At 60.2% G+C, this 25,463-nt stretch carries 25 protein-coding genes; 15 read left to right on the forward strand and 10 right to left on the reverse strand.

Annotated elements, in window-relative coordinates; all coding sequences use genetic code 11:
• Window positions 1–32 precede the first annotated feature (32 nt).
• The 3 genes from AACY25_RS11015 to ttcA all read right to left on the reverse strand — a co-directional run bounded on the left by AACY25_RS11015 (window position 33) and on the right by ttcA (window position 2,415).
• Complete coding sequence (locus AACY25_RS11015; RefSeq protein ID WP_339524516.1) at window positions 33–791, reverse strand: NAD-dependent deacylase; 759 nt, start codon at window positions 789–791, stop codon at window positions 33–35.
• Window positions 792–887: 96 nt separating this feature from the next.
• Complete coding sequence (locus AACY25_RS11020) at window positions 888–1,559, reverse strand: DNA-3-methyladenine glycosylase I (protein WP_339524517.1); 672 nt, start codon at window positions 1,557–1,559, stop codon at window positions 888–890.
• Window positions 1,560–1,590: 31 nt separating this feature from the next.
• Window positions 1,591–2,415: a tRNA 2-thiocytidine(32) synthetase TtcA gene (ttcA, locus tag AACY25_RS11025; protein WP_090253070.1), complete on the reverse strand. Its 825-nt coding sequence runs from the start codon at window positions 2,413–2,415 to the stop codon at window positions 1,591–1,593.
• A gap of 97 nt (window positions 2,416–2,512) precedes the next feature.
• Here ttcA and AACY25_RS11030 point away from each other — a divergent pair, with 97 nt between their 5' ends.
• From AACY25_RS11030 to AACY25_RS11045, 4 genes are all read left to right on the forward strand, one after another.
• Complete coding sequence (locus AACY25_RS11030; protein WP_339524518.1) at window positions 2,513–3,115, forward strand: DNA-J related domain-containing protein; 603 nt, start codon at window positions 2,513–2,515, stop codon at window positions 3,113–3,115.
• A gap of 158 nt (window positions 3,116–3,273) precedes the next feature.
• Window positions 3,274–3,873, forward strand: a complete 600-nt coding sequence (locus tag AACY25_RS11035) for a Yip1 family protein (RefSeq protein WP_339410702.1) — start codon at window positions 3,274–3,276, stop codon at window positions 3,871–3,873.
• 153 nt (window positions 3,874–4,026) lie between these two features.
• Complete coding sequence (locus tag AACY25_RS11040) at window positions 4,027–4,689, forward strand: Yip1 family protein (RefSeq protein WP_339524520.1); 663 nt, start codon at window positions 4,027–4,029, stop codon at window positions 4,687–4,689.
• Between the two features lie 63 nt (window positions 4,690–4,752).
• Window positions 4,753–5,247, forward strand: coding sequence for a SprT family zinc-dependent metalloprotease (locus tag AACY25_RS11045; protein ID WP_339524522.1), 495 nt, complete (start codon window positions 4,753–4,755; stop codon window positions 5,245–5,247).
• Window positions 5,248–5,259: 12 nt separating this feature from the next.
• On the opposite strand, the gene trhA is transcribed toward AACY25_RS11045, so the two are convergent.
• The 4 genes from trhA to AACY25_RS11065 all read right to left on the reverse strand — a co-directional run bounded on the left by trhA (window position 5,260) and on the right by AACY25_RS11065 (window position 10,333).
• Window positions 5,260–5,877 carry a PAQR family membrane homeostasis protein TrhA gene (trhA, locus tag AACY25_RS11050; RefSeq protein WP_339524523.1) on the reverse strand — a complete coding sequence of 206 codons (618 nt, stop codon included), beginning with the start codon at window positions 5,875–5,877 and terminating at the stop codon, window positions 5,260–5,262.
• A 104-nt stretch (window positions 5,878–5,981) separates the two neighbouring features.
• The gene (locus AACY25_RS11055; protein ID WP_339524524.1) at window positions 5,982–7,163 is read right to left on the reverse strand and encodes a CaiB/BaiF CoA transferase family protein; all 1,182 of its coding nucleotides are present in this window, start codon (window positions 7,161–7,163) and stop codon (window positions 5,982–5,984) included.
• An 83-nt stretch (window positions 7,164–7,246) separates the two neighbouring features.
• Complete coding sequence (locus AACY25_RS11060) at window positions 7,247–8,884, reverse strand: AMP-binding protein (protein WP_339524526.1); 1,638 nt, start codon at window positions 8,882–8,884, stop codon at window positions 7,247–7,249.
• 309 nt (window positions 8,885–9,193) lie between these two features.
• Complete coding sequence (locus AACY25_RS11065; RefSeq protein WP_339524528.1) at window positions 9,194–10,333, reverse strand: acyl-CoA dehydrogenase family protein; 1,140 nt, start codon at window positions 10,331–10,333, stop codon at window positions 9,194–9,196.
• 361 nt (window positions 10,334–10,694) lie between these two features.
• Between AACY25_RS11065 and AACY25_RS11070 the strand changes: the two genes are divergently transcribed.
• Entirely contained in the window at window positions 10,695–11,693 is a 999-nt protein-coding gene (locus AACY25_RS11070; RefSeq protein ID WP_339524530.1) for an AraC family transcriptional regulator, read from the forward strand.
• A gap of 128 nt (window positions 11,694–11,821) precedes the next feature.
• On the opposite strand, the gene AACY25_RS11075 is transcribed toward AACY25_RS11070, so the two are convergent.
• Window positions 11,822–14,371, reverse strand: a complete 2,550-nt coding sequence (locus AACY25_RS11075; RefSeq protein WP_339524532.1) for an EAL domain-containing protein — start codon at window positions 14,369–14,371, stop codon at window positions 11,822–11,824.
• A gap of 244 nt (window positions 14,372–14,615) precedes the next feature.
• Between AACY25_RS11075 and AACY25_RS11080 the strand changes: the two genes are divergently transcribed.
• The 3 genes from AACY25_RS11080 (at window position 14,616) to AACY25_RS11090 (ending at window position 17,347) form a co-directional block, all read left to right on the forward strand.
• Complete coding sequence (locus AACY25_RS11080) at window positions 14,616–14,867, forward strand: hypothetical protein (RefSeq protein WP_339524534.1); 252 nt, start codon at window positions 14,616–14,618, stop codon at window positions 14,865–14,867.
• Window positions 14,868–15,274: 407 nt separating this feature from the next.
• Window positions 15,275–15,985 (forward strand): 4'-phosphopantetheinyl transferase family protein, encoded by a 711-nt coding sequence (locus AACY25_RS11085; protein ID WP_339524536.1) that lies wholly within the window; start codon window positions 15,275–15,277, stop codon window positions 15,983–15,985.
• Window positions 15,986–16,057: 72 nt separating this feature from the next.
• Window positions 16,058–17,347, forward strand: coding sequence for a M18 family aminopeptidase (locus AACY25_RS11090; protein WP_339524538.1), 1,290 nt, complete (start codon window positions 16,058–16,060; stop codon window positions 17,345–17,347).
• A gap of 22 nt (window positions 17,348–17,369) precedes the next feature.
• On the opposite strand, the gene AACY25_RS11095 is transcribed toward AACY25_RS11090, so the two are convergent.
• Entirely contained in the window at window positions 17,370–18,332 is a 963-nt protein-coding gene (locus AACY25_RS11095) for a GlxA family transcriptional regulator (protein WP_339524540.1), read from the reverse strand.
• 83 nt (window positions 18,333–18,415) lie between these two features.
• On the opposite strand from AACY25_RS11095, the gene AACY25_RS11100 reads away from it, so the two are divergent.
• Window positions 18,416–19,213, forward strand: a complete 798-nt coding sequence (locus tag AACY25_RS11100; protein WP_339524542.1) for an MBL fold metallo-hydrolase — start codon at window positions 18,416–18,418, stop codon at window positions 19,211–19,213.
• Window positions 19,214–19,220: 7 nt separating this feature from the next.
• Here the strand turns inward: AACY25_RS11100 and AACY25_RS11105 are convergent, their stop codons facing one another.
• Window positions 19,221–19,937 carry a UTRA domain-containing protein gene (locus tag AACY25_RS11105; protein WP_160087426.1) on the reverse strand — a complete coding sequence of 239 codons (717 nt, stop codon included), beginning with the start codon at window positions 19,935–19,937 and terminating at the stop codon, window positions 19,221–19,223.
• 343 nt (window positions 19,938–20,280) lie between these two features.
• Here AACY25_RS11105 and AACY25_RS11110 point away from each other — a divergent pair, with 343 nt between their 5' ends.
• From AACY25_RS11110 to AACY25_RS11135, 6 genes are read left to right on the forward strand one after another with little or no spacing between them, the layout of a single operon-like run.
• Window positions 20,281–21,339, forward strand: coding sequence for an ABC transporter substrate-binding protein (locus AACY25_RS11110; protein WP_339524544.1), 1,059 nt, complete (start codon window positions 20,281–20,283; stop codon window positions 21,337–21,339).
• A gap of 56 nt (window positions 21,340–21,395) precedes the next feature.
• Entirely contained in the window at window positions 21,396–22,202 is an 807-nt protein-coding gene (locus tag AACY25_RS11115) for an alkaline phosphatase family protein (RefSeq protein ID WP_339524546.1), read from the forward strand.
• A complete protein-coding gene (locus AACY25_RS11120; protein ID WP_339524998.1) occupies window positions 22,202–23,041 on the forward strand; it encodes an ABC transporter permease in 840 nt (279 codons plus the stop codon). The genes AACY25_RS11115 and AACY25_RS11120 overlap by 1 nt, the downstream gene beginning before the upstream one ends.
• Complete coding sequence (locus AACY25_RS11125; RefSeq protein WP_339524548.1) at window positions 23,028–23,822, forward strand: ABC transporter permease; 795 nt, start codon at window positions 23,028–23,030, stop codon at window positions 23,820–23,822. The genes AACY25_RS11120 and AACY25_RS11125 overlap by 14 nt, the downstream gene beginning before the upstream one ends.
• Window positions 23,819–24,808, forward strand: coding sequence for an ABC transporter ATP-binding protein (locus tag AACY25_RS11130; RefSeq protein ID WP_339524550.1), 990 nt, complete (start codon window positions 23,819–23,821; stop codon window positions 24,806–24,808). The genes AACY25_RS11125 and AACY25_RS11130 overlap by 4 nt, the downstream gene beginning before the upstream one ends.
• Window positions 24,808–25,461: an HAD family hydrolase gene (locus tag AACY25_RS11135; RefSeq protein ID WP_339524552.1), complete on the forward strand. Its 654-nt coding sequence runs from the start codon at window positions 24,808–24,810 to the stop codon at window positions 25,459–25,461. The genes AACY25_RS11130 and AACY25_RS11135 overlap by 1 nt, the downstream gene beginning before the upstream one ends.
• The last annotated feature ends 2 nt before the right edge of the window (window positions 25,462–25,463 follow it).

Genomic DNA, 25,463 nt, shown 5'->3' on the forward strand with positions numbered 1-25,463 from the left:
CTCTATGACATGCATTTGCAAATTCTATGGCTCTAAATGTGACTCAGTAGTTCCAGTAAAACATCTAACGCCCGCCCTTGCAGATGAACATCCACCCGGCCGCTCAATTCGGTGCGCTGCGGGTTGACCTCCACGGTAAAGCCACCCGCCTGACGGGTACGCAGCAGCGGCTCGACGATATAGGGAAAGCTCGCGCTGGTACCGATACTGATCACCACCTCAAAGCCTTTGCGCACCTCGGTGTAGAGCGTGTCGATCGCCTGCTCGGGGAGCATTTCCTCAAACAGCACCACCGGCGGGCGCAGCACCCCAGCGCATTGGGCGCATCGGGGCGGCAGCGGCCGCTCAAGATGCTGCGCCAGCTCGCCATCGATTGCACCGCAGGACTGGCAATACAACGGGGCCATCTCGCCGTGAATTTCAATGAGCCGCTCCATCGGGCTGCCCGCTGCGCGGTGGTAGCCATCGATATTTTGGGTCAGCAGCCAACACTGCGACTTCTTGCGCTGTAACTCGGCGATAGCTAAATGCCCGGCATTGGCCTGGGCGCCCAGGCAAGCCTTGCCGAGCTCCGCCAGGTATTTCCAACACAGCGCCGGATCGCGTTGCAGCATGGGACCGGACAACGCCTGCTCAATCGGCAAGCCTTCGGCGGTGTGGCCGTTATACAGGCCACCGAGACCACGATAGGTGGGCAAGCCGGAGTCGGCGGAAAGCCCAGCACCGGTAATCAGCAGAATGCGCTCAGCCTGTTTGATTGCTTGGGCAACGCGGGTAATGACCTCGTCCATCTCGAACCCTCATGCGTAGGATGGACGACGCTCTTTTCGTCCACCGCAACATCGCCATGGTGGATGGAAAATCATCATCCACCCTACCCCACTTGCTCAGTGGTTGACGGTATGCGCGAGCATTACCGATAACTGACACAACGGCCGGCCGCTTTCGGCATGCCACTGATTGAACGCCGCCTGCACCGCTGCTCGGTCTTTCTGGCTGGTCGGCGGCTTGTCGATGATCTTCTGCGCCTTGAGCGCAGCGACCATGTCATCGCTGGGAATAAAGGTGTCCTTGCCGACCATGCGCAGGAAGCGTGGCGCAGACAAGCCTCCGAGCTGACTGCCCTGCTTGGCCAGGAATTTCCACAGGCCGACGATGTCGGTTACCGGCCAGTCGGCGATCAGCGCGCCGAAACTGTCCTTCTCCTGGCGCACGTCAAGAATAAACTGGGCATTGCGCGGCACGCTCTTGAGCTTGCCCAGGTGGCGAATGATGCGCGCATCCTGCATCAGATTTTCCAGACGCTCGGCGCCCATCAGCACGACTTTCTCTGGATCAAAACCAAAGAACACTTGCTCGAACGCCGGCCATTTGGCGTCCACCAGACTGTGCTTGAGGCCCGCGCGGAAAATCCTCAGACTGAGCGTCGACAGGTAGCGATCATCGCTGATTGCGCGCAGCTCGTCGGCACTGCGCGGCTGCGGCAGGATCGACTCCAGCGCAGCGGCCGAACCAAAGCGGTTCAGGCAATACTCGTTAAGCCATTTGTAATCGCGCATCAGGCAGTCCTTAAGCCGGGAAACCGCAGGATCAGAGGTTCATCACATCGAGAAAGCGCGGCGTGGCGCTGTCATCGATCTTCAGGCTCTTGAAGTCGAACAGGTTGCGGTCAGCCAGCTGCGAGGGCACCACGTTTTGCAGGGCGCGAAACATGATCTCGGTGCGCCCCGGCGACTTGCGCTCCCAGTCCTGCAGCATTTCCTTGACCACCTGGCGCTGCAGGTTTTCCTGGGAACCACAGAGGTTGCACGGGATGATCGGGAACTCCTTGAGCTGGCTGTAGGCTTCGATATCCGCCTCGTTGCAGTAAGCCAGCGGGCGAATCACCACGTTACGGCCATCGTCGGCGCGCAGCTTGGGTGGCATGGCCTTCAGCGTGCCGCCGTAGAACATATTAAGGAAGAAGGTTTCCAGAATGTCGTCGCGGTGATGCCCCAGGGCCATCTTGGTCGCGCCGATCTCATCGGCAAAGGTATACAGCGTGCCGCGGCGCAGGCGTGAGCACAGCGAGCAGGTGGTCTTACCTTCCGGGATCTTCTCCTTGACCACCGAGTAGGTGTCCTTCTCGACGATGTGGTACGGCACACCAATCGACTCCAGATAGGCTGGCAGCACGTGTTCGGGGAAGCCTGGCTGCTTCTGGTCCATATTCACCGCAACAATCTCGAACTTGATCGGCGCAACCTTCTGCAGGTGCAGCAGCACATCCAGCATGGTGTAACTGTCTTTCCCGCCCGACAGGCAGACCATGACCTTGTCGCCATCCTCGATCATGTTGAAGTCGGCAACGGCTTCGCCAGCCTGACGACGCAAGCGTTTTTGCAGTTTGTTCTGATTGACCGAGAGGGTGCCCATGGTGCGCTGGAATCCGGAGGCTACGAAAAGTGCGGCATTTTACCCAGAAAGCGCGACGCGCCCTACCCCAATCAAAGTGAAATGCTAGGCTGCGCCGATGAACGACGACTTCGATCCGGGCCTCGACCTGCCCGAACAACTGCATCAGCTGCTGCGCGCTGCCCCTGAGGGTTTGGGCGAGTATCAATTGATCCAGCTACTCAAAGCCCGCCAGTGCGTGCATATCCCCAATCTGCCGCTGACCGACAAGCTGGCGCTGTTTCGCACCCATTTCCTGCTATTCAATGCCCTTTATCGCCTGCGTGAACGGCTGTGGGCGGCGCAGAGCGGTTATCTGCAGATCAGCGCACTGAATATCCAGTTACTGCCCTACCAGCCCGGCAGCGCCGAGCTGAGCGAGCACGACCCGCTACGCGACTATTACCTCGATCTCAGCCAGCTCAACGACACCGACGAACAGGATGTGGCCAAACTGCTGCTTAGCTTCTGGACGCGCATGCATGGCAGCGAAGACAAACAGGCAGCGCTGGAACTGTTCGAACTTGAAGGCTGCGAGCAGACGCTCAATCTCGCCACTATCAAGCACCGCTACCGACAACTGGTGAGCCTCCATCACCCCGATCGCGGCGGCAACACGGCGCGCCTGCAGTCAATCAACAAGGCCATGGAAATCCTCGAACGCTATTACGGCCGCGTTTGAGAGTCCAATTTGCTCTAACGCCCTGCCTTTTCCCTCATTAATGGCTGCCTATACTGCGACATACGGTCGCATAGGTTTGGTAACGCACCTGATAACGCTGTGCATGCGGTTCAGGCGCTGTACTGGGGGACGGCCGCTATAACAACAGGAGATCTAACATGATCCATCATGTTTTGGGGCTGTTTACCCATCCCGACCAGGAATGGCAGGAAATCCGTGGCGAAGAAGAAAGCATCAGCCACATGTACCTCACTCATATTCTGATTCTTGCGGCCATCCCCGCTGTCTCGGCCTACATTGGCACCACCCAGGTTGGCTGGGCCATTGGTAGTCGAGCGCCGGTGATGCTAACCGAAGCCAGTGCGCTGCAAATGACCGTCATGACCTACCTGGCAATGCTAGTCGGCGTAGCAGTGATGGGAGCCTTTATCCACTGGATGGCGCGCACCTACGACGCCAGTCCGAATCTGACCCAGTGCGTGGTATTTGCCGCGTATACCGCAACACCGCTGTTTATCGGCGGGCTGGCAGCGCTCTATCCACATCTGTGGCTGGCCATGGTGGTGGGCACGGCGGCCATTTGTTACACGGTATACCTGCTCTATGTCGGGATACCGACCTTTATGGGGATACCCGAGGATGAAGGCTTTATGTTCTCCAGCTCGGTACTGGCAGTGGGGCTGGTGGTACTGGTTGCGATGATTGCCAGTTCGGTAATTCTTTGGGGCTTTGGAGTTGGACCGGTCTACACCAGCTAAAAGCGTGGCAGTGATCATCAGGCCGCCTAAGGGCGGCCTTTTCAATGTTGGCTAGGCTGCGCTGGCATTTTGGTTGAACCCCAAGGGGAGATGCTGGTTCCAAAACTCTGTGAGGCAGCGGAAAGGCCGCGCCGGTGACAGATGGTGGTCCCCATGTTTGCGAATTTCTACGCCTTGATCACACGCCCCGACCAAGCCTGGGCGGCCATTCGCCAAGATGAAGAACACAACAGTAAAAGTTACCTCCCCTATCTGTTGCTGTTCAGCCTACTGCCCGCGGTATGCATGTTTATCGGCACTTATTGGGTCGGATGGAGCCTGGTGGACCGGGAACGAGTGCGCTTGGACCTGCCCAGCGCCCTGCAGCTAAGCGTGCTGCTTTATCTGTCGATTATCATCGGCACCGCCATCATGGGATTTTTCCTGCGGTGGATGTCGCGCACCTTCGACGCCAGGCCAACGCTCAACCAGTGCATCGGTTTCATGGCCTATACCTGCACTCCCTTCTTTCTTGCCGGACTCGGGGCGCTCTATCCAAGCCGCTGGGTGGCCATCACGGTTCTGCTGATAGCAGGGGCAGTTGCCAGTTACCTGCTTTACATCGGTCTGCCGCGTTTTATGCGCATCAGCCACTACCAAGGCTTTCTTTACGCAGCATCGACCTGGGGCATTGCGTTGCTCGTAGTGGTCACCATCATGGTCAGCATGATCCTGTTCTGGACCTACACGCTCGAGCCCACCTACGAGCGCAATGTGCTACAGGATCAAGGCTACAGCCCTCGAGAGGAACGTGCGCTGGAGCCTAGCCGCGAGTGATGCCTGCACGGAAACCACGCTTGCGGCATAATCGCCACCCCGCGATTTTCAGCACCTTTAGCCATGCCCGAACAACTCCACGCCCGTGTCGAGGCTTGTTATCAACAAGCCGAAGCTTTCTTTAAGCGCCCCTTTGCCCGTGCCGAGGTGAGCTTCAAGCTGCGTGGGCAAAAAGCCGGCGTGGCACACCTGACGGAAAACAAGCTGCGCTTCAATCCGCAGCTGTACCGGGAAAATCGCGAAGACTTCCTCAAGCAGACCGTGCCCCACGAAGTGGCGCACCTGATCGCGCATCAACTGTTTGGCCTGAAAATCCAGCCCCATGGTGAGGAATGGCAGCTGATTATGCGCGGCGTGTATGAGCTGCCACCCAGTCGCTGCCACAGCTATGCCGTGCAGCGGCGCACGGTCAACCGCTATATCTACCGTTGCAGCTGCCCGCAGGGCGAGTTCCCCTTCTCTGCCCAACGCCACTCGCTGGTCAGCAAAGGCCGGCGCTACTACTGCCGACGTTGCAAGGTGACCTTGAGCTTTACCGGCGAACAGCGGGTCGAATAACCCCCGTTGGAATTACAGGACGTAACGCAATACCGCGACAAAATGCATCAGGCTGCCGCCCATGACGAACAGGTGCCAGATGCCGTGCCAGTGCCGGAAGCGGCTGTCATAGGCGAAGAAGATGATGCCCACCGTGTACAGCACTCCGCCGCCGGCCAGCCAGATAAAACCCGCCATGCCCAGCGCAGCGATCAGCGGTTTGACCGCAACCAGCACAATCCAGCCCATCACCGCGTAGATCACAATCGACAGCACGCGCGCCTCGGAACGCGGCTTGATCTCCTGCAACATGCCGATCACGGCCAGCGTCCAGACAATGCCAAACAACGTCCAGCCCCACGTGCCCTCGAGGGTCACCAGGCAGAACGGCGTATAGCTGCCGGCAATCAGCAGGTAAATCGAAAGGTGATCGAGCTTGCGCATCACCACCTTCGCCCGGCCCTGCACGCTGTGATACAGCGTCGAGATGCTGTAGAGCAGCACCAGCGTTAGGCCATAGATCGCCACGCTGATGATCTTGCGAAGCTCGCCATCCAGGCTCGCTAACACCAATAGCCATACCGCCCCCGCGCAGGCCAGAATCGCCCCGACCAGATGCGTCCAGGCGTTGAAGCGTTCCCCGTGATACATATTTTTCGTTCCCGAACAGTCAGCTGGCTCGAATGCCCCAGGCTTATGCCGGAAAAATCAGCGTTTGACGAGTGACCTTTGCAACTGATGGCCTGCCCGATGGCTCAAGCGACCACCTTGGCCGCCTTGAGCTGGGCGATCTGCTCAGTGCTGTAGCCCAGCTCCGTCAGCACTTCGCTGGTATGCGCGCCCAGGGTTGCGCCGATATGTCGGGGGGCGGGCAAGCCACTGGAGAACTTGATCGGGCAGGCGATCTGCGCCTGTGGCGCGTTGCCTGCGCGCGGTACTTCGGTAACCAGGCCGCGCGCCTTGATCTGCGGGTGCTCGACCGCCTCGCTTAGGTTGAGCATCGGTTCCACACAGGCATCCAGCCCGGCGAACACCTGGCCCCATTCGGCAAAATCGCGCTTCTCGAACTCGATTTCGATTTCGCGTTTAAGCGCTTGCTGATCCTCCGGCTTCTGCGACAAGCCGCGCGCGGCCAGTTCCGGGCGGCCGATGGCGGCGCAGAACTGCTGCATAAACTGCGGCTCCAGGCTGCCGACCGAGAACCAGCGCCCGTCGCGGGTGCGGTAGTAGTCGTAGAAGCTGCCGCCATTCAGCGCCTGATTTTCCATCGCTGGCTCCACAGCGGCCGCCAGATAGCCCGCGCCGGCCATGCCGTGCAGGCTGAAGGCGCAGTCGGTCATGCTGATGTCTACCTGCTGGCCCAGCCCCGTGGCCTGGCGCTGGATCACTGCCGCGAGCAGGCCAATTACCCCATGCAGCGAGCCGCCGGCAATATCCGCCGCCTGAATGCCCAGCGGCAACGGCCCGGTTTCACGCCGGCCGGTGTAGCTGGCGATACCGGCCAAGGCCAGGTAGTTGATGTCGTGGCCGGCGCGGTCTTTGTACGGGCCGCTCTGGCCGTAGCCGGTAATCGACACATAGATCAGCTTCGGGTTGATCGCCTTTAGCGCCTCGTAGCCCACGCCGAGCTTGTCCATCACCCCAGGGCGAAACTGCTCCAGCACGATGTCGTACTCGGCCACCAGCTGCTTGACCATCGCCACCGCCTCGGCCTGTTTCAGGTCCAGGGCGATGCAGCGCTTGTTGCGATTGAGATAGGCATGGCTGGCCGATACGCCGCCATCGTGCGGCGGCAGTACGCGCACCAGATCCATGCGTGAAGGCGACTCGACCCGCAGCACCTCCGCGCCCATATCGGCCAGTAACAGCGAGGCAAACGGCCCCGGCAACAGGGTGGAGAAATCCAGCACTTTTAGTGACGACAGCGGGCCTGACATAACAGCTCCTTGGGGTAATCGTTAACGCCGATGGGTATCGCTGCGCTCAACCTGCGCGGTCCGCCCGATCCTGCGCAGTGCAGCTATTGCCAATGCAGCGGCTGCTTGGCATCCAGCTCGCCTAGCTGATCGGCAAAGCGTGCTTCCAGTACATTACGGCGGATTTTCATGGTCGGGGTCATGCAGCCGTTATCCACGGTCCAGGCCTCGCTCACCAGCACAAAATGGCTAAGCCGCTCATGGGCCTCAAGCTGAGCATTAAGCTGCTGCAGGGTATGCGCAAGGTCGGCCGCCACCTGTTCACGGGCGTGCTCACGAGCCGCTGGCGACAGTTCGATCAGCGCCAATGGCTGATCCATATTGCTGCCCATCAGGCACACCTGCTCGACCCAGAGGTTCTTGGCGATCTCGCCTTCAATCGGTGCAGGGGCGATGTACTTGCCCTTGCTGGTCTTGAAGATGTCCTTCACCCGCCCGGTGATTTTCAGGTAACCGGCCGCGTCGACCTCGCCCTTGTCGCCGGTGTGCAGCCAACCATCGGTAATGGTTTCCGCAGTTTTCTCCGGGTCCTGGTAGTAGCCCAGCATCAGGCTCGGGCAACGCAGAAGAATTTCGCCATTCTCGGCGATGCGCAATTCATTACCTGGCATCGGCCGGCCCACGGTGCCGAAACGCACCTGCCCCGGCCGGTTGAAGCAACCATAGGCCAGGTGCTCGGTCATGCCGTAGCCCTCGCAGATGGTGATGCCGATGCTCTGATACCAATCGAGCAATGCACGCGGAATTGCCGCCGCGCCGCTGACCAAAATGCGCGCGCGGTCCAGCCCCAAACCTTTGCGAATCTTGCGTGAGACCAGGCCGCCGATCAACGGAATGCCCAGCAACCGCGCCAGCTTGGGCTGCGGCAGTTTCTCCAGCACGCCCTGCTGGAAGCGCGTCCACAAGCGCGGCACGGAGAAGAACACGGTCGGCCGTACATGGCGCAAATCACTGGCAAAGGTTTCCAGCGACTCGACAAAAGCCACCCGCCCACCGCTGTACAGGGCATTCATCTCCACCAGAAAACGTTCAGCGGCATGCGACAGCGGCAGGTAGGAGAAGTACTGATCCTGCTCGGTAATCTGCAGCTCTTTAACCGCCCGCCCGCCGGCAATCGCAAAGGCCTTGGCCGAGAGCATCACGCCCTTGGGCTGGCCGGTGGTGCCGGAGGTATAGAGGATGCTCAGCAACTCATCCGGCGCCTGCGTGTGGCCATCGCGTAACGGCTGATGCGCTGTCAGCAAGGCATGCCAGCCGTGGTTTGCCTCAATGGTCGGATACGGCATGGCGATACGCATGACCTCGGCCGGAATGCCCGGGGCCAGCTTGGCCGGTTCATCCAGCTTGCCGAGGAAGATCGCCTTGCACTGCGAGTGGCGCAGCACGTAGTCGATGCTTTCCGCCGATTGCAGCGGATACAACGGCACGCTGACCAGCCCGGCGAGCATGATCGCCAGGTCGGCGATGATCCATTCGGCGCAGTTCTTAGCCAGCAGCGCCACCCGATCCCCCGGCGCGCAGCCCAGCGCCTGCAAGGCCGTAGCCATGCGCCGTGCCTGATCATCCACCTGGGCCCAGGTGAAGTCATGCCACTGGCCGTTTACCGGTTGGCTAAGCCAGACCGCATCCGGGCGTTTCTCAACCCAGAGCGCCAGGCGCTCCAGAGGCAGTTGATCAGTCATCGCAATCCCTCGTTCTTATTGTTTTGCCGAGATGAACGTTAGCCCTTGAACAACAATCCGGTACTCGCTCGGATTAACTCCTGGGAAACTAAATATTGCGCTGTAGGGTGGGTTAGCGACACCGAATACTGCTCGACAAGCCAACTGCGATAGTGGCGCGGCGCGTAACCCACCAGACGATAGAACGCGTTGCGTCGATGGTGGGTTACGCCGCAGCCAGAGTGGCGTAGTCCTTGGCAATGCTGGCATACGGCTAACCCACGCTACAAAAGCCGCTTAATGGCTAGATCCGATTAAAAGCGCTGTTGCTCAGAGCTTCATGCCGCGGCTGATGATCTCTTTCATGATCTCCGAAGTGCCGGCGAAGATGCGTTGAATGCGCGCGTTCGCGTACATCTTGCAGATCGGGTATTCCCACATATAACCCCAGCCGCCGTGCAGCTGAACGCCCTCATCGACCACCTTGCACAGCAGCTCGGTGGTGAACAGCTTGGCCTCGGCGGCCACTTCCGGGGTCAGTTTCTTCTCGTTGTGATCGGTTACGCAGCGGTCGACAAACACCTGCGCCACGTCGATCTGCGTGCGCATCTCGGCCAGCTTGAAACGGGTGTTCTGGAAGTGCGAGATCGGCCGATCGAAGGCCTTGCGCTCGCGCACGTAATCGATGGTAACCTGCAACGCCGCCTCGGCCGCTGCCACCGCGCCGCAGGCGTTGGTCAGGCGTTCCTGGGCGAGCATGTTCATCAGGTAGAAGAAGCCGCCCTTGGCATCGCCCAGCAGGTTGGCTTTGGGCACCTTGACGTTATTGAAGAACAGCTCGGCGGTGTCCTGGCTCTTCATGCCGAGTTTTTCCAGGTTCTTGCCGCGCTCGAAACCTTCCATTCCGCGCTCGACCAGAAACAGGCCCATGGCGTGCTTGTTGGCCGGATCGGTCTTGGCCGCGACGATCACCACATCGGCCAACAAGCCGTTGGAGATAAACACCTTGGAGCCGTTGAGCAGGTAATGGTCGCCCTGATCCACCGCGTTGGTGCGCATGCCCGCCAGGTCGGAACCGGCGCTCGGCTCGGTCATCGCCACCGCCAGAATCAGCTCACCGCTGATAATGCCCGGCATAAAGCGCGCCTTCTGCTCCGCGTTGCCGTACTCGGCGATATAGGGGCCGCACAGCGCCGAGTGCAGCGGCAACATAAAGCCCGGCTCGTTAATTTTGGCCAGCTCCTCGCACATGATCTGCTCGTAGCGGAAGTCCTTTAGCCCAGCACCGCCGTACTCCTCATCCGCCCAGGGCAGCAGAAAGCCCATGTCACCGGCCTTCTTCCACACCTCGCGACTGACCACGCCGGCTGCTTCCCATTCATCCTGATGCGGCACCACTTCCTTTTTCAGAAAGGCGGCAAACGCGTCGCGGAACATATTGTGTTCGGTGTCGAAAATAAGGCGCTGCATGCGGCTGTGCTCCCAGAGCTGAAGTCGTGCAGCAGGTTAGGCCCCACGCCCCCGCCGCCTCAATGACCCATGCGCTCAGCCTGGATTGACCCAATCGCTCGACCGGCTTGTCGGCGGCGCAGTCAGCTGCCTACCATCGGCGAACAGGCCGTTGAAAAACTACCTGCGTTGGCAATACTGCGTTAAAAACGGCCTCACAGCCGTAAGGCTGAACGCGCTTCAGCGCGGCCCCATAGGTGGGAGCGAAGCGAATCAAATGCTCATTTACAGCACGTAAACTCCGCTTTTTCGGCCGTTTTTGCCTCGTCTTGCCTGCCTCGCCAACATTTTTCAACGGCCTGCTAACCCACTAGGAACCGTCATGCGCGAACGCACCATCGCCAGCCACTTTGTCCGCGCCGCCCTGCGCGGTGCCGAACGCCAGGGCCACGACTGCACGCCGCTGCTGCGCCAACTGGGCATCCAACCGGCGCTACTCGACGAACCCCGTGCACGCATCGCCCCCGAGCAATTCGCCCGCCTTATGCAACTGCTGTGGGAAAGCCTCGACGACGAATACTTGGGCTTTGGCCGCCTGCGCAGCAAACGCGGCACCTTCGCCATGATGTGTTACGCGATCATCCACTGCCATTCACTGGAAAAAGCCCTGGGCCGCGGCGCGCTGTTCTACAGCCTGTTCCCCGAAGCCCCGGCCATCAGCATCCAGCGCGAAGGCGACTGGGCACGGCTAAGCGTGGACGACTCGACCCTGTGGGATCCCGACCATTTTCTGGTGGAAAGCCTGCTGGTGATCTGGCATCGCCTCGGCAGCTGGCTGATCGGCCAGCGCATCCGCCTGGAAGAAGCCACCTTCACCTACAGCCAACCCGCCCACGCCGGCGAATACGAGCTGCTATTTCCCTGCACTCGGCGCTTCACGGCCGGGCGTACCAGCCTGCTGTTCCACGCGCGCTACCTGGCCATGCCGCTGCTGCAGGATGAGCGCACCCTCAAGCAATTTCTCCAGCACTCCCCCGCCGACCTGCTGGCCCGCCCGGATGGCGGCGACAGCCTGATCAGCCAAATCCGCCGCCTGCTCGGCCGCGACTGCAGCAACTGGCCGGACCTGGATGCCGTTGCCCAGCAACTGCATATGAGCCCACAAACCCTGCGCCGCCATTTGCGCGAGGAAGGCTCGAGTTTCCAGGAATTAAAGGATCACCTGCGCCGCGATCTGGCGATTTACCACCTGGGGCGCGATGAGCTGGCGATTCAGGATATTGCCGAGCAACTGGGGTTTTCCGAGCCGTCAGCGTTTCATCGGGCGTTTAAGAAATGGACAGGGTTAACGCCAGGCGCTTATCGGGCCCAGGAGGGTTAAGACCGATAAATGAGTAGATGGCTTGAGCAACGCGATACCCATCAAATTGTTGTAGCGCTTTCACCCTAGGCCCGCGCATAAAACTGGGGTTTGGAACTAACAAAACCTGTGGGCAGAAACGCGCCGGCCTATGGACCCGATGAGCGAACCGCGCGCTCGTCCGCCTCGAAGGCTTGCAACCACTGGTTAAGCTCGCTGATCGGCTTGGGCCTGCACAGCCAGAACCCCTGAAGAAGGTCGCAGCCCTGGGCCTTTAGGCGCTGGGCCGTTTCGGCGTTTTCAATTCCCTCACCCACGACCCGGTAGCCTAAGCTGCGCGCCATCTGGATGGCGGTGGCGACAATCACATCGGCACTTTCACTGATGCAGATATCCTCAATCAGCGAGCGATCCAGCTTCAGCTCCGAGGCCGGCAGTTGCTTGAGGTAGGACAGGGAAGAATAGCCGCTGCCAAAATCATCGATGGATATCTGATAGCCCAGTTCAGCCAGACCATTCAGCGCCTGCAGGCTGCGTAGAGGATCGAGCATGGCGGCAGTTTCGGTAATTTCCAGGGTTAGCGCGCGTGCCTGCAGGCCACTTTGTTGCAGAGCCAGATCTAGCACATCCTTAAGCTCGCTAGACTCCAGGTCGCGAGCGGAAATATTAATGGCGACGCTTAATCGGGGGTTGTCTTTGTGCAGTTCCGCCAAATCTCTCGTGGCCTGACCGATGACCCATCGGGTGAGCTGGGTGATCATGCCAGTGTCTTCGGCCAGAGGTATGAAATCTGCCGGATTTACCCAGCCGCGCTCGGCGTGGTGCCAACGAATCAAGGCCTCCACACCGACAATCTGCCCGGTTTTGAGATCTTGTTTGGGCTGGTAATAGAGCATGATCTGGTTCTGCTGCAGGGCATTGCGCAGGTCCGCCATCAGGGTCAGGCGGCTCTCGTTATAAATATCGTATTTGGGCGAATAGATACCGGTCTCGTTACCGTCCCGGGGCGCGATTTCCATGCCGACATGGGCGTTGCGGATAAGCTCGGCGGCAGATTGGCCGTGCTCGGGATAACTGGCTGCGCCGAAACTAGGCTGCAGTTCAATGGCCAGGTGATCCAACCATATCGGCTCGGCCAAACGCCTCAATGCGGTGTTAAGGGCTGAGAAATCGTTTCCGGCCTTGTCTATGTCTACCAGCAGGCAGAAACAGTCGCCCGATAGGTGATAAACCCGCTCTTCGCGGCCTTGATCATCGCGAACAGCTTGAATAAATGGCAGACCAGCAGCCAGCTCGACCATCTGTTGCGCCACGCACTTCATTATCCATTCACTCCTGGCCAAGCCAAGAGTGCGATTGATTTCATCCAACCGTGTGATCCGCGCAAGCCCCACCATATATCGGCGCTCGGGGGCCTGCTGCAGTTGCTGATCAACCATCCATTCAAAACGGTTGCGGTTGGGCAACCCGCTCACCGGGTCGTGGGTCAGGGCCTCGGTAAGCAGGTTCTGCGCGATACTGCGCGACTGCGCCTCCTGCAGGCTGGCGGCCTGGGCGGCGATCTTGTCTTCCCGTTCACGATAAAGCCGGTCCGCCAGCGCCAGGGTCAGGATAAAAGCTTCGAGCGCAGAGCCTATCTGCATGCCGTTTTCGGTAAAGAAATTCTCAGGAAAGCCCCCGAGCGCCCTACCCGCGGTGGCAAGCACCCCGATGGTCAAGGGCGTCCAGGCCAGGGTAAAAAATGCCCCGGCCCTTACGCCTGCCACCCAGACCACCGGGCCAGCGACCAGTAGCAGCGAGAAAAAGAACAGCGCAGAAAACGACGCCAGCTGGATACCCCGCTGATAGTCGAGTAACGGCGCGCAGAAGAGGAACAGCAGCTCGAAGACCATCATGCCGATCAGCACTTTATCCAGCCGCGGGCTGTTAATCCGGGTATTCAGGAACTCCCGGCAGAACAGCAGGGAAAACAGCGCCAGGGCGGGTATCGACACCAGCAGCACCTTAGCGTGCAGTACCGGCGAGTGGGGATAGAGGTGCTGAAAGCTGAAGCCTTTGATGGAGGCAAAAAACAGCAAATAACCAAGGAGCGCGAGGGCGTAATAGAGATACAGCTTTTCCCGCAGGCTCAGGTACACCGCAAGGTTGATCAAAATGATGACGAAAATGCAGCCGTAGTAGAAAAAATGCAGCTTCAACTCATAGGCGGCGGTTTCAAAAAAGCTCTGCTCGCGCGCGATACGCAGCGGCACGATCATAGACCCGGCCGTCGCGACCCGAACAAAGACGGTTTGCGTCTCTTCGGAAGCCAGGGATAGGCGTAGCAATACGCTCGGGTGGTCCACGTCACGTGGATAAAAAGGCCGGCTATCCCCGGTTTTCAATTCTTTGACGGGGGCGCCATCGGCATAGACGTAGAACACTACGTCGTCCAACTGGGAGTAGCCCAGCTCGGCAATCAAGTTCAGGTTCAATGGGGTTTGATTACGTACGGAAAAGCGCAACCAGTAAGCCGACTGCGTAATGCCGAAGGCGGCACTGCCACTCGCGGCCAGGGACCAGCGATCATCCGGCAGGCTGACCACCTGCTCAATCGGGGTATCGCCTGCGGTGTCCTCCCAGTACTGGAAATGAGCCTGGAAATTGGCCGCTGGAGTGATCTCAATCGGCTCTGGTTGCGCCAAAACCTCAAGACTCAAACAGGCAACTATGACGGCAACCAGAAGGCTTAATGCCCGGTTCAGATGCACGGAATGATGTCTCCATCAGCGGCCAGTGGATGGCACTTTATTTTTTCTTATTGCTCGCAGTGTAGACCTTTGATACCTGAAGGGAAGCACCACGAATGGGTGCCCCGATAGCGCTTTAATGCTGATAAAGAAAAGTACCGAACCCTGACCGATAGGCGACCTCTAACGACTATCGCGACTGGAGGAATGACTAATGAGCCAACTACCCGAGCCCGTTCTGCAGGCCATACAACGCGGCGATCACGACCAGGCCATTCGCATGCTTAGCCTGAACCAGGGCGTCAGCCCGGAAGCAGCCCAAGAGCAGATAAATACCTACCTCGACCAAAACCCGCCAATTCGCCTGCGTGGGGCCGGCATCATCGGACTAAGTAGGACCAACGCTCTGATCTGGCTGGGCCTGATCGCATTGATGGCGGTGGTTTATCTGGTGCTGATGAGTTGAGCACTAAGGACGCGGCGAATCGCGCAACGGTAATCATCCTGACTTCGGCAGCCTGGGTATCGCTGCGCTCAACTCTTACTGCAGATTGCGTACTGCACATGCCGGAGCTGCGCCTCACTCATACAGGCGTACGCGAAGAGTCGCGCCGCACCCAGCGAGTGGTTGCCATAAATGGCACGCAAAAAAACGGGAGCCTAATCGGGCTCCCGTACTCATTCTCAGAGAAATGCCGGCACAAGCCTCACGCCCGTACCAGCTACAACCTCACCTGCGTCCCCGAAGAAACGCATGCCGCAGTGTGGCAAAAAAGCCTGGGCAACTCCGTTTAGCTTTGTTGCCGCTTTGCAAAGAATTGTAAACACGCGCAGCGGCTGGTCGTACAAAGCGCCGCGCGGCAGAATAGGCCGATGAATACAGCCTACTTGCCATCTTGCTGCAGCCCGCTGAATGACCACTGGCCATTGCCGCACCAACTGCCGTCAGTGCAGTTGATCAGCACCCGCTTTGGCCCCGACCTGCTGGATGCTGCGGACTTCAGCCGCTGCGCAGTCGAGCCCGTACGCGGCGTGGCCAAGCGCCAGGCCGAGTACCTGGCCGGCCGCCTGTGTGCACGTGAGGCCTTGCTGCGTTTGACTGGGACCGCGGCGGTTCCAGCCTGTGGTGAGGATCGTGCGCCGCTGTGGCCGGTAGGGACGATCGGCTCAATCACCCACGGCAGCGGATGGGCCGGTGCGGTGGTGGGCAACAACGCAGATTGGCGCGGCCTCGGTCTGGATGTCGAGCAGATCATGCCGGCCAGCCGCGCCGAACGCCTGGCTGGGGAAATCCTCACCCCAGCCGAATTGTTCCGCCTGGAAGCCCTGCCGAGCGAACAGCGCGCACAACGCATCAGCCTGACCTTCTCGCTCAAGGAAAGCCTGTTCAAGGCGCTCTACCCTCAGGTATTGCAGCACTTCTACTTTCAGGATGCTGAGCTGCTGAGCGTCGAGGCTGACAATAAAGTGCGTATGCGCCTGTTGATTGACCTGCATACCGACTGGCCCGCCGGCAGCGAGCTGGAAGGCCAGTTCGCCGAGTTCGACGGTTATCTGCTCAGTCTGGTCAGCATCCCGCGCTGATCTGTCGAGCGCGGCAGCCCAAAGCGCTAGGCAAATCCGCTAAACTCGGCCGATTGCCGTCTGGAGTGCCCTATGCGCGAAGATTTGAATCAAGGCCTGATCGAGTTTCTCAAGGCCTCGCCAACCCCTTTCCACGCCACCGCCAGCCTGGCTCTGCGCCTTGAAGCGGCCGGCTTTCAGCACATGGACGAGCGCGCCAGCTGGCACACCGAGGCCGGCGGCCGCTATTACGTGACGCGCAACGACTCCTCGATCATCGCCTTCAAACTGGGCAAGCGCGCGCCGCTGGAAGGCGGTATCCGCCTGGTTGGCGCGCACACCGACAGCCCGTGCCTGCGGGTCAAACCGCAACCTGAGCTGCAGCAACAGGGCTTTTTCCAGCTCGGCGTTGAAGTGTATGGCGGCGCATTGCTCGCCCCCTGGTTCGACCGCGACCTGTCGCTGGCCGGCCGGGTCACCTACCGCCGCGATGGCAAGGTGGAAAGCCAGCTGATCGATTTTCAAAGCCCGATTGCAATCATTCCCAACCTGGCCATTCACCTCAACCGTGAAGCCAACCAGGGCTGGGCGATCAACCAGCAGATCGAGCTGCCGCCGATCCTCGCGCAGATATCCGGCGATGAGCCGGCAGATTTCCGCGCCCTGATCACCGATCAACTGGCCCGCGAACACGACTTCAGCGCCGATGCGGTGCTCGACTACGAGCTGAGCTTCTACGACACCCAGAGCGCTGCAGTGATTGGCCTGAATGGCGACTTTATCGCCGGAGCACGGTTAGACAACCTGCTGTCCTGCTACGCCGGCCTGCAAGCGCTGCTTGCCGCACCGGATGAAGAAAGCTGCGTGCTGGTCTGTACCGACCACGAGGAAGTCGGCTCCTGTTCGGCCTGCGGCGCCGACGGCCCGATGCTGGAGCAGGTATTGCGCCGCGTACTGCCGGACGGCGATGCCTTCGTGCGCACCATCCAGCGCTCGCTGCTGGTCTCGGCCGACAACGCCCACGGCGTGCACCCCAACTACGCCGACAAGCATGATCAGAACCATGGCCCCAAGCTCAACGCCGGCCCGGTGATCAAGATCAACAGCAACCAGCGTTACGCCACCAACAGCGAAACTGCCGGATTCTTCCGTCACCTATGTTTGGAAAATGAAGTGCCGGTGCAGAGCTTCGTCACCCGCAGCGACATGGGTTGCGGTTCAACCATCGGCCCGATCACCGCCAGCCAATTGGGCGTGCGTACTGTGGACATCGGCCTACCAACCTTCGCCATGCACTCGATCCGCGAACTGGCCGGCAGCCATGACCTGGCCCATCTGGTGAAAGTACTGACGGCCTTTTACGCCAGCGCCGAGCTGCCGTGATCCTTACCCCGGTGCGCGACAGCTAGCGCTTGTACTGCTGCCGATAAGCCGCCGGGGTCAGGCCGGTGACATGCTTGAAGGTGCGGCGAAAACTCGACTCATCGCCGTACCCCAAGGAATCACTGATTCGGCTGATCGAATCGGCCGTGAGAATCAACCGCTCGCCGGCCTGGTTGAGTTTGATCAGGCGCACCTGATCGGCCACCGCCAGGCCCGTCAGCGCCTTTACCTGACGCGCCAGAGTCCGCGCGGAAACGGCCAGCTCATCAGCGAGCCGCTGCACACTCAGCTGCTGCGCCGGCAGTTGCTCTACCAACAGATGCAGGCGGCGCAACAGTGGCTCGGTCTGCTGCATCAAGCCAACGGAACGAAACACCGGCGTCGCCGGATCTGGACGCGGTAACACCATCAGCGTGGCGATCTCGCGATAGACCACCTCACCCAGTTGCTCTTCAAGCAGCGTTCGGGCAATCGCCAGGTAACCGCTAACGCCGGACGCCGTAGCAGTCAGGCGATTGCTCACCTGGGTCTGCTCGAACTGCCACTCAACCTGGGGGAAACGCGCCTGCAGGCTGGACGCCAACCACCAGGTGGCCGTCGCACGCTCACCGTGCAAACGCCCGCTCTGCGCCAGTACGCAGACGCCGGTGCAGTAGCTCCACAACTGCGTTGTACGCGGCAGCTGGCTTAGCGCCCGGATCAAGGCACGGTTGGCGTCCAGCGCCTGGGTGATCATCGCCTCAGAATCCGCCCAGAGCCCAGGAATCAGCACAGCGCTGCAGCCGGCCTGGGCCAGGCTGCTCTGCGGCTGCAAGCGCATGCCCTGGGCACAATCAACCGCTTCACTGTCCAGGCCCACCCAGCACAGCTGATAACGCGGCTCGCCCGCGCGCCGATTGGCCGCGGTCAGCAGGTCGGCGAAGGCAAACAGCCCCGCCGGCATGCAACCGGGGTACAGCAGCAGGCCGATTTTCTGCACAGGCATGAAATGTCCGATTTATGGCAATTCCTGCCATCTTTATCCCGCAGACGGATTTTTACAATGGCCCACCAACCCCGGAGGTCGCCATGAAAATCACTCAACTGCGCAATGCCACTCTGATCATCGAATTCGGCGAAGTCCGTCTGCTGGTCGACCCCATGCTGGCCGCCCAGGGCCAGTTGCCCGCGCTCAAGTACCTCGCCCGGCGGCGACGTAACCCGCTGGTCGAGCTGCCAGACAATGCCAACGAACACCTGCAACGCGTGACCCACTGCCTGATCACCCATTGCCAGAAGGGCCATTTCGACCACCTCGACCGAACCGCCATCCGCTGGCTGCGCGAGCGCAATATTCCGGTGCTGTGCATGACGGAGGACGCGGAATACCTGCGCAAGCGCCGCCTCAATGTGCAGGAGCTGCCCAGCCAGAGTGGCGGTGCATTCTTCAACGGCGCTATCCAGGCAATTCCCTGCCTGCATGGCGAGGGGTTTATCGGCAGCCTGATGGCCCACGGCTACGGCTACTTCATCCGGATCCCGCAGGAACCGAGCCTCTATCTCGCCGGCGATACCCTGCTCACCGCTGACGTCCGCCAATGCCTGACGCAACTGGCACCCGCTGTCAGCGTGCTTCCTGCAGGCGGTGCGCGCTTCGACCTAGGTGGCGACATCATTATGGGTCAGGCCGAGATTCTCGCCGCGCTGCAACTCAGCAGCGGCATCATTGTCGCCAACCACCTGGAAGCCCTCGATCATTGCCCGGTGACCCGCGCAGGTTTACTGCAAGAAGCCACTCGCCGGGGGATCAGCGAGCGCCTGCGCGTGCCGCTGGATGGCGAAACGCTGGTGTTCTCATCGGCGCAGAAAAGCCAGGTTGTCGCTTAAATAGCTATCACTCCGGCACCTCGACGCTTACATGCAGAGCGTCGTGGCGCCAGAACTCCAGATCGCAATCAATCAACCGGCCATGCTGGTCGCGGTTGATCCGCACGATACGCAGCGCCGGGCTGCCCACCGCCACTTTCAACGCCGACGCGGCTTCGCTGTGCAACGCCGTGGGCACCATATCGAAACGCACCCGGCCGTAATGAATGCCGTATTCGCTGGCATACAGCTCGGTCAGCGAGCGGGTCAGGTCGAAATCCAGAATACCGGCGAAGTAATTCGGATTGAGGTAGTGCTCGACATACAGCACCAGACGCCCGTCGATGCGCCGTGCGCGGCGGATCTGATAGACGCTGGACAGAGCCGGCAAGGCCAGTAGCTGGCAGATCTCGGCGCTGGCGGGGATCAGCTTGGCGCTCAGCACTTCGGTGGCAGGCACTCTGCCCTGCTCGCCGACCATCGCATGAAAGTGGCTGCGTACCAGCGGGTTGTAGGCCACTCGTGGCGGCGAAACAAACCAGCCGCGCCGCTCCTCGCGGTAGATCAGCCCCTGGGCCTCAAGCTGGCCCAGCGCTTCGCGCAGGGTGATGCGCGTGGTATCGAATACCTCGCTGAGCTTGCGCTCGGCCGGCAGCTGACTTCCCGACGGCAACAGGCCGTGTTCGATCTGCTCTTCCAATGCCCGGCATATAGCTGTGACTGCCCGCGGCGCTTCGTCGCGCATCAAGACCTCCAAAATTGGACTAGTCCAGCCCCATTTCGGGGCATCAACCTGTGAGTGCTGCGGTGAAAACTAGGTTTCAAGTTTAAGCAGTCTTGATGACCACGCCATGACAACTTTCTTACAGCTGCGTCAAAAGCCGATAAAACTTGGTCTGCAGGCCATACGTGAGCGTATTTGTTCATGGTCTACGCTAGTGGTGCGCCAGTTTGTGCAACCCGGCTCAAGCCGGTAAATGACCAACATACATAAAACTGTCATTTAACAAGCCTAAATTGGCCTGGGTCTTGCTGATCTAGACCAGTACTTTTCACTGCACGCACTTCAAATCGCAAAGGAGTTTCCAATGAAACAACTGCTGCTGGCTTCACTGATGGGCTCAGCCATCGCCCTGGCCACCTCGGCCATGGCTGCTGAAACGGATTTGCAAGCACTGGAAAAGGCCGCGCGCGCTGAAGGCGCGGTGAACAGCGTGGGCATGCCGGACAGCTGGGCCAACTGGAAGGACACCTGGGTTGATCTGGAGAAAAAGTACGGCTTGAAGCATATGGACACCGACATGAGCTCGGCCCAGGAAATTGCCAAGTTCGCCGCCGAGAAGGAAAACGCCACCGCGGATATCGGCGACGTCGGTGCGGCCTTCGGCCCCATTGCCGTGCAGCAGGGTGTTACCCAAGCCTACAAGCCGAGCACCTGGGAGCAGATTCCAACTTGGGCCAAGGACACCGACGGTCATTGGATGCTGGCCTACACCGGCTCCATCGCCTTTATCGTCAACAAGCAACTGGTCAAGGACATCCCGCGTTCCTGGGCTGACCTGAAAACTGGCACCTACAAAGTCTCTGCTGGCGATGTCAGCACCGCTGCACAAGCCGTAAACGGCGTACTGGCTGCCGCCATCGCCATGGGTGGTAATGAAAGCAACGTGCAACCGGCGCTGGATTTCTACGGCGAGCTGGCCAAACAAGGTCGTCTGTCGCTGGCCAACCCGACCATCCAGACCCTGGAAAAAGGCGAAGTGGAAGTCGGCGTGGTGTGGGACTTCAACGGTCTGAGCTACCGCGACCAGATCGACCCAAGCCGCTTCGAAGTGCTGATCCCGTCCGATGGCTCGGTGATCTCCGGCTACAGCACCATCATCAACAAATGGGCGAAAAACCCCAACGCGGCCAAACTGGCGCGTGAGTACATCCTCAGCGACGCCGGCCAGATCAACCTGGCCAAGGGTAACGCTCGGCCGATCCGCGCCGAGCACCTGACCCTGCCAGCCGACGTGCAATCCAAGCTGCTACCGCAGGAACAGTACGCCAAGGTGCAGCCAATCAAGGATGCTACCGCCTGGGAAGCCACCTCCAAAGCGCTGCCGCGTCTGTGGCAGGAACACGTCATCATCAATATGAACTAACGCAATCTGGCCCCGGATACACTCCGGGGCCGATTCGGTTGCTAAGGCTTTCAATCATGTCGCACAACGTCATCCTCGTGGTTCTGGATGGCTTGAGCTATCAGGTGGCTCAGCATGCGCTGGGGCATCTGCAGGCTTACTGCCAGGCTGGGCGAGCCGCGCTGTACAAGCTCGATTGTGAACTCCCAGCGCTGTCACGCCCGCTGTATGAAGCGATTCTGACTGGTGTTGCGCCCATCGACAGCGGCATCGTCAATAACGATGTATCGCGCCTGTCGACCCAGCGCAGCATGTTCCACTACGCCCGCGATGCTGGCCTGATTACCGCAGCGGCGGCCTATCACTGGGTCAGCGAGCTGTATAACCGTTCCCCTTTTCAGGCAGCCCGTGATCGTCATACCAACGATGCGGCACTGCCGATTCAATACGGCCACTTTTACTACGCAGATCACTACCCGGACTCGCACCTGTTCGCCGACGCAGAAAGCCTGCGCCTGCACCATGCGCCCAACCTGCTGTTGGTGCACCCGATGAATATCGACGACGCCGGCCACAAGCACGGCCTCGACAGCGCGCAGTACCGCAACAGCGCGCGCATGGCCGATGTGCTGCTGGCCGAATATATCCAGCCCTGGCTCGATGCCGGCTACCAGATCCTAGTGACCGCCGACCACGGCATGAACAACGACCGCAGCCACAACGGCCTACTGCCGGAAGAACGCGAAGTGCCGCTGCTGGTACTCGGCAGCGCCTTCAGCCTCAACCCCAACGCCCAGCCGAAACAGCTGGAGTTGTGCGGTACGGTCTGCGAGCTGCTCGGCGTGGCCCACGACAAACCTGTCTGCCGGGAGCTCCTCGCATGATGTCTGCCCTGCGCGGCAAAGGGTTGGCGCTGCTCTGCCTGCTGCCCTTTGCCCTGTTCTTTATCGCCTTTCAGATCGCCCCACTGCTCTGGGTCGCCAGCAACAGCCTGCACACCGCAGAGGGTTGGGGTCTGGGCAACTTCCAGCAGGCCTTCGCCTCGCCGTTCTACCGTCAGGCCATGCGTCACAGCCTGGAAGTGGCGTTCTGGTCCAGCCTGATCGGCATCAGCATTGCCATTCTCGGCAGCTACTCGCTGCGTCAGGTAGACAGCCGCCTACGCGACTTCGTCATGGCGTTTTCCAACATGACCAGCAACTTCTCCGGGGTGCCGCTGGCCTTCGCCTTTATCATCCTGCTGGGGTTCAACGGCGCACTGACCATCCTGCTCAAGCAGGCGGGGATCATCGAGGATTTCAACCTCTACTCGAAAACCGGCCTGATCGTGCTCTACACCTACTTCCAGATTCCCCTCGGTGTGCTGCTGCTCTACCCGGCCTTCGACGCCCTGCGGGAAGACTGGCGCGAATCCGCAGAGCTGCTGGGCGCCAGCAAGTGGCAGTTCTGGCGGCATATCGGCCTGCCAGTGCTGACTCCTGCACTGCTCGGCACCTTCGTAATTCTGCTGGCCAACGCCCTGGGGGCCTACGCCACGGTGTATGCGCTGACCACCGGCAACTTCAACATCCTGCCGATTCGGATTGCCGCCATGGTTTCCGGCGATATCTTCCTCGACCCGAATATGGCCAGTGCCCTGGCAATGATTCTGGTGGGCCTGATGACCCTGATCACCATCGTTCACCAATGGCTGCTGCGCCGGAGCTACCATGTCCCACGCTGAAAAACGCTCGCCGCTGTTCCACCAGCTGGTGGTCTACAGCCTGCTGCTGATTCTGTTGCTGCCACTGCTTGGCACCCTGCTCTACTCGTTCTCTACCAGCTGGTCGGCCAGCGTTTTGCCCAGCGGGTTGACCTTCAAGTGGTACCTGGCGCTGTGGAGCGATGTGCGCTTTCTCTCCGCGTTCGGTCGCTCCTTGCTGGTGTGCTTTGCTGCTCTCGCGTTGTCACTGGTGTTGATTCTGCCGCTGCTGTTTGTGGTCAGTTATCACTTCCCCAAGCTCGACGCAGTGATGAACGTACTGATCCTGCTGCCGTTCGCCATCCCGCCGGTGGTCTCCTCGGTCGGGCTGATGCAGCTGTTCGCTGGCGGCCCACTGCCGATCCTCGGCACGCCGTGGATTCTGATTGGCTGCTACTTCACCATCGCCCTGCCCTTTATGTACCGAGCGATCAGCAACAACCTGCAAGCGATCAACCTTCGCGACCTGATGGACGCCGCCCACCTGCTCGGCGCAAGCACCTCACGCGCAGCCTTTATGGTGGTGCTGCCCAACCTGCGTAAAGGCCTGATGGTCTCGGTGTTTCTCTCCTTCAGCTTCCTGTTCGGTGAGTTCGTCTTCGCCAACCTGCTGGTCGGCAGCCGCTACGAAACCCTGCAGGTGTACCTCTACAACATGCGCAACGACAGCGGCCACTTCACCAGCGCCCTGGTGATTTCCTACTTCATGTTCGTGCTGCTGATGACCTGGGCGGCCAACCGCCTGAATAAGGACAAGTCATGAGTTATCTGAGTATTCAAGGCCTGCATAAAAGCTACGGCAGCACCTCGATTTTTACCGACATCAACTGCGAAATCGCCAAGGGCGAATTCATTACCCTGCTCGGCCCTTCTGGCTGCGGTAAATCCACCCTGCTACGCTGCGTCGCCGGCCTGACTGGGGTCAATGGCGGCAATATTCTGCTCGATGGCGAGGATCTGGTACCCGTTGCTCCGCAGAAACGCGGCATCGGCATGGTGTTCCAGAGTTACGCGCTGTTCCCCAATATGACCGTGCAGCAGAACGTCGCCTTCGGCCTGCGTATGCAGAAAGTAAAAGGCAGCGAAGCCGAGCAGCGGGTTAAGGAAGTGTTGGAACTGGTCGAGCTGAATGACTTCGCCAACCGCTACCCGCAGCAACTGTCCGGCGGCCAGTGCCAGCGTGTGGCCCTGGCCCGCTCGCTTGTCACCCGCCCGCGTTTATTGCTACTGGATGAGCCCTTGTCGGCGCTGGATGCGCGTATTCGCAAGCACCTGCGCGAACAGATCCGCAGCATCCAGCAGGAGCTGGGCCTGACCACCATCTTTGTCACCCATGATCAGGAAGAAGCGCTGGTCATGAGCGATCGGATCTTCCTGATGAATGCCGGCAAGATCGTCCAGAGCGGCGACGCCGAAACCCTCTACACCGCCCCGGCCGACGCCTTTGCCGCCGGATTTATCGGCAACTACAACCTGCTCGATGCCGATGCCGCCAGCCGCCTGCTGCTGCGCCCGATCAACAGCCGCGTGGCGATCCGCCCGGAAGCCATTCAGATTGGCGATCAAGGCAGCATCGAAGGACAGGTCCGCAGCCATCGCCTGCTCGGCAACGTGATCCGTTACCGCGTCGAAGCGCGTGGCGTCGAACTGCTGGTGGACGTGCTCAACCGCTCCCCAGCCGACCTGCACGCCAGCGGGCAGCGCATCAACCTGAACATTGAAGACAACGCAATCTGTGAGGTGGCCTGATGGCCCTGGCAATTTTCGACCTGGACGAAACCCTGATCGGCGGCGACTGCGCCAGCCTGTGGACCCAGGAAATGGTCAAGCTAGGCTGGGCCGACGGCGACAGTTTTATCGCCCATGAGCAGGAGCTGATGCGCCAATACGCCGCCGGCAGCCTGGCCATGGAGGACTATATGACCTTCACCTTGTCGCCATTGGTCGGGCGTACCGCTGAGGAAGTCGCCCATGTCGTCGAGCCCTTTGTTGAAGACGTGATCGAACCGATTTTCTACAGCGACGCTACCCGCTGCCTGGCTAACCACCGTGCAGCCGGTGACCGCATTCTAGTGATCTCCGCCTCGGCGCATTTTCTGGTCAGCGCCATCGCCGAACGCCTCAAGGTCGGCGAAGTGCTGGCCATCGACTTGGAAGAGCAACACGGCCACTACAGCGGCCGCACCCGAGGGGTACTGACGTACCGCGAAGGCAAAGTCAGCCGCCTGCACGATTGGCTGCAAGAGCAAGGCGAAACCCTCGACGGCGCCTACTTCTACTCCGACTCGCGCAACGACCTGCCACTACTGCAGGCGGTCGACAAGCCCTATGTGGTCAACCCCGACCCCACTCTGCTTGCGCACGCGCAGCAGGCCGGCTGGCCGATCCTGAGCTGGCGCTGATT

The sequence above is a fragment of the Pseudomonas sp. EA_35y_Pfl2_R111 genome (assembly GCF_963970955.1).
Taxonomy (GTDB): Bacteria; Pseudomonadota; Gammaproteobacteria; order Pseudomonadales; family Pseudomonadaceae; genus Aquipseudomonas.

Coding starts and splice junctions, on each gene's coding strand:
- AACY25_RS11015 (WP_339524516.1), bottom strand. CDS start 791: ATGGACGAGGTCATTACCCGCGTTGCCCAAGCAATCAAACAGGCTGAG.
- AACY25_RS11020 (WP_339524517.1), bottom strand. CDS start 1,559: ATGCGCGATTACAAATGGCTTAACGAGTATTGCCTGAACCGCTTTGGT.
- ttcA (WP_090253070.1), bottom strand. CDS start 2,415: ATGGGCACCCTCTCGGTCAATCAGAACAAACTGCAAAAACGCTTGCGT.
- AACY25_RS11030 (WP_339524518.1), top strand. CDS start 2,513: ATGAACGACGACTTCGATCCGGGCCTCGACCTGCCCGAACAACTGCAT.
- AACY25_RS11035 (WP_339410702.1), top strand. CDS start 3,274: ATGATCCATCATGTTTTGGGGCTGTTTACCCATCCCGACCAGGAATGG.
- AACY25_RS11040 (WP_339524520.1), top strand. CDS start 4,027: ATGTTTGCGAATTTCTACGCCTTGATCACACGCCCCGACCAAGCCTGG.
- AACY25_RS11045 (WP_339524522.1), top strand. CDS start 4,753: ATGCCCGAACAACTCCACGCCCGTGTCGAGGCTTGTTATCAACAAGCC.
- trhA (WP_339524523.1), bottom strand. CDS start 5,877: ATGTATCACGGGGAACGCTTCAACGCCTGGACGCATCTGGTCGGGGCG.
- AACY25_RS11055 (WP_339524524.1), bottom strand. CDS start 7,163: ATGTCAGGCCCGCTGTCGTCACTAAAAGTGCTGGATTTCTCCACCCTG.
- AACY25_RS11060 (WP_339524526.1), bottom strand. CDS start 8,884: ATGACTGATCAACTGCCTCTGGAGCGCCTGGCGCTCTGGGTTGAGAAA.
- AACY25_RS11065 (WP_339524528.1), bottom strand. CDS start 10,333: ATGCAGCGCCTTATTTTCGACACCGAACACAATATGTTCCGCGACGCG.
- AACY25_RS11070 (WP_339524530.1), top strand. CDS start 10,695: ATGCGCGAACGCACCATCGCCAGCCACTTTGTCCGCGCCGCCCTGCGC.
- AACY25_RS11080 (WP_339524534.1), top strand. CDS start 14,616: ATGAGCCAACTACCCGAGCCCGTTCTGCAGGCCATACAACGCGGCGAT.
- AACY25_RS11085 (WP_339524536.1), top strand. CDS start 15,275: ATGAATACAGCCTACTTGCCATCTTGCTGCAGCCCGCTGAATGACCAC.
- AACY25_RS11090 (WP_339524538.1), top strand. CDS start 16,058: ATGCGCGAAGATTTGAATCAAGGCCTGATCGAGTTTCTCAAGGCCTCG.
- AACY25_RS11095 (WP_339524540.1), bottom strand. CDS start 18,332: ATGCCTGTGCAGAAAATCGGCCTGCTGCTGTACCCCGGTTGCATGCCG.
- AACY25_RS11100 (WP_339524542.1), top strand. CDS start 18,416: ATGAAAATCACTCAACTGCGCAATGCCACTCTGATCATCGAATTCGGC.
- AACY25_RS11105 (WP_160087426.1), bottom strand. CDS start 19,937: ATGCGCGACGAAGCGCCGCGGGCAGTCACAGCTATATGCCGGGCATTG.
- AACY25_RS11110 (WP_339524544.1), top strand. CDS start 20,281: ATGAAACAACTGCTGCTGGCTTCACTGATGGGCTCAGCCATCGCCCTG.
- AACY25_RS11115 (WP_339524546.1), top strand. CDS start 21,396: ATGTCGCACAACGTCATCCTCGTGGTTCTGGATGGCTTGAGCTATCAG.
- AACY25_RS11120 (WP_339524998.1), top strand. CDS start 22,202: ATGTCTGCCCTGCGCGGCAAAGGGTTGGCGCTGCTCTGCCTGCTGCCC.
- AACY25_RS11125 (WP_339524548.1), top strand. CDS start 23,028: ATGTCCCACGCTGAAAAACGCTCGCCGCTGTTCCACCAGCTGGTGGTC.
- AACY25_RS11130 (WP_339524550.1), top strand. CDS start 23,819: ATGAGTTATCTGAGTATTCAAGGCCTGCATAAAAGCTACGGCAGCACC.
- AACY25_RS11135 (WP_339524552.1), top strand. CDS start 24,808: ATGGCCCTGGCAATTTTCGACCTGGACGAAACCCTGATCGGCGGCGAC.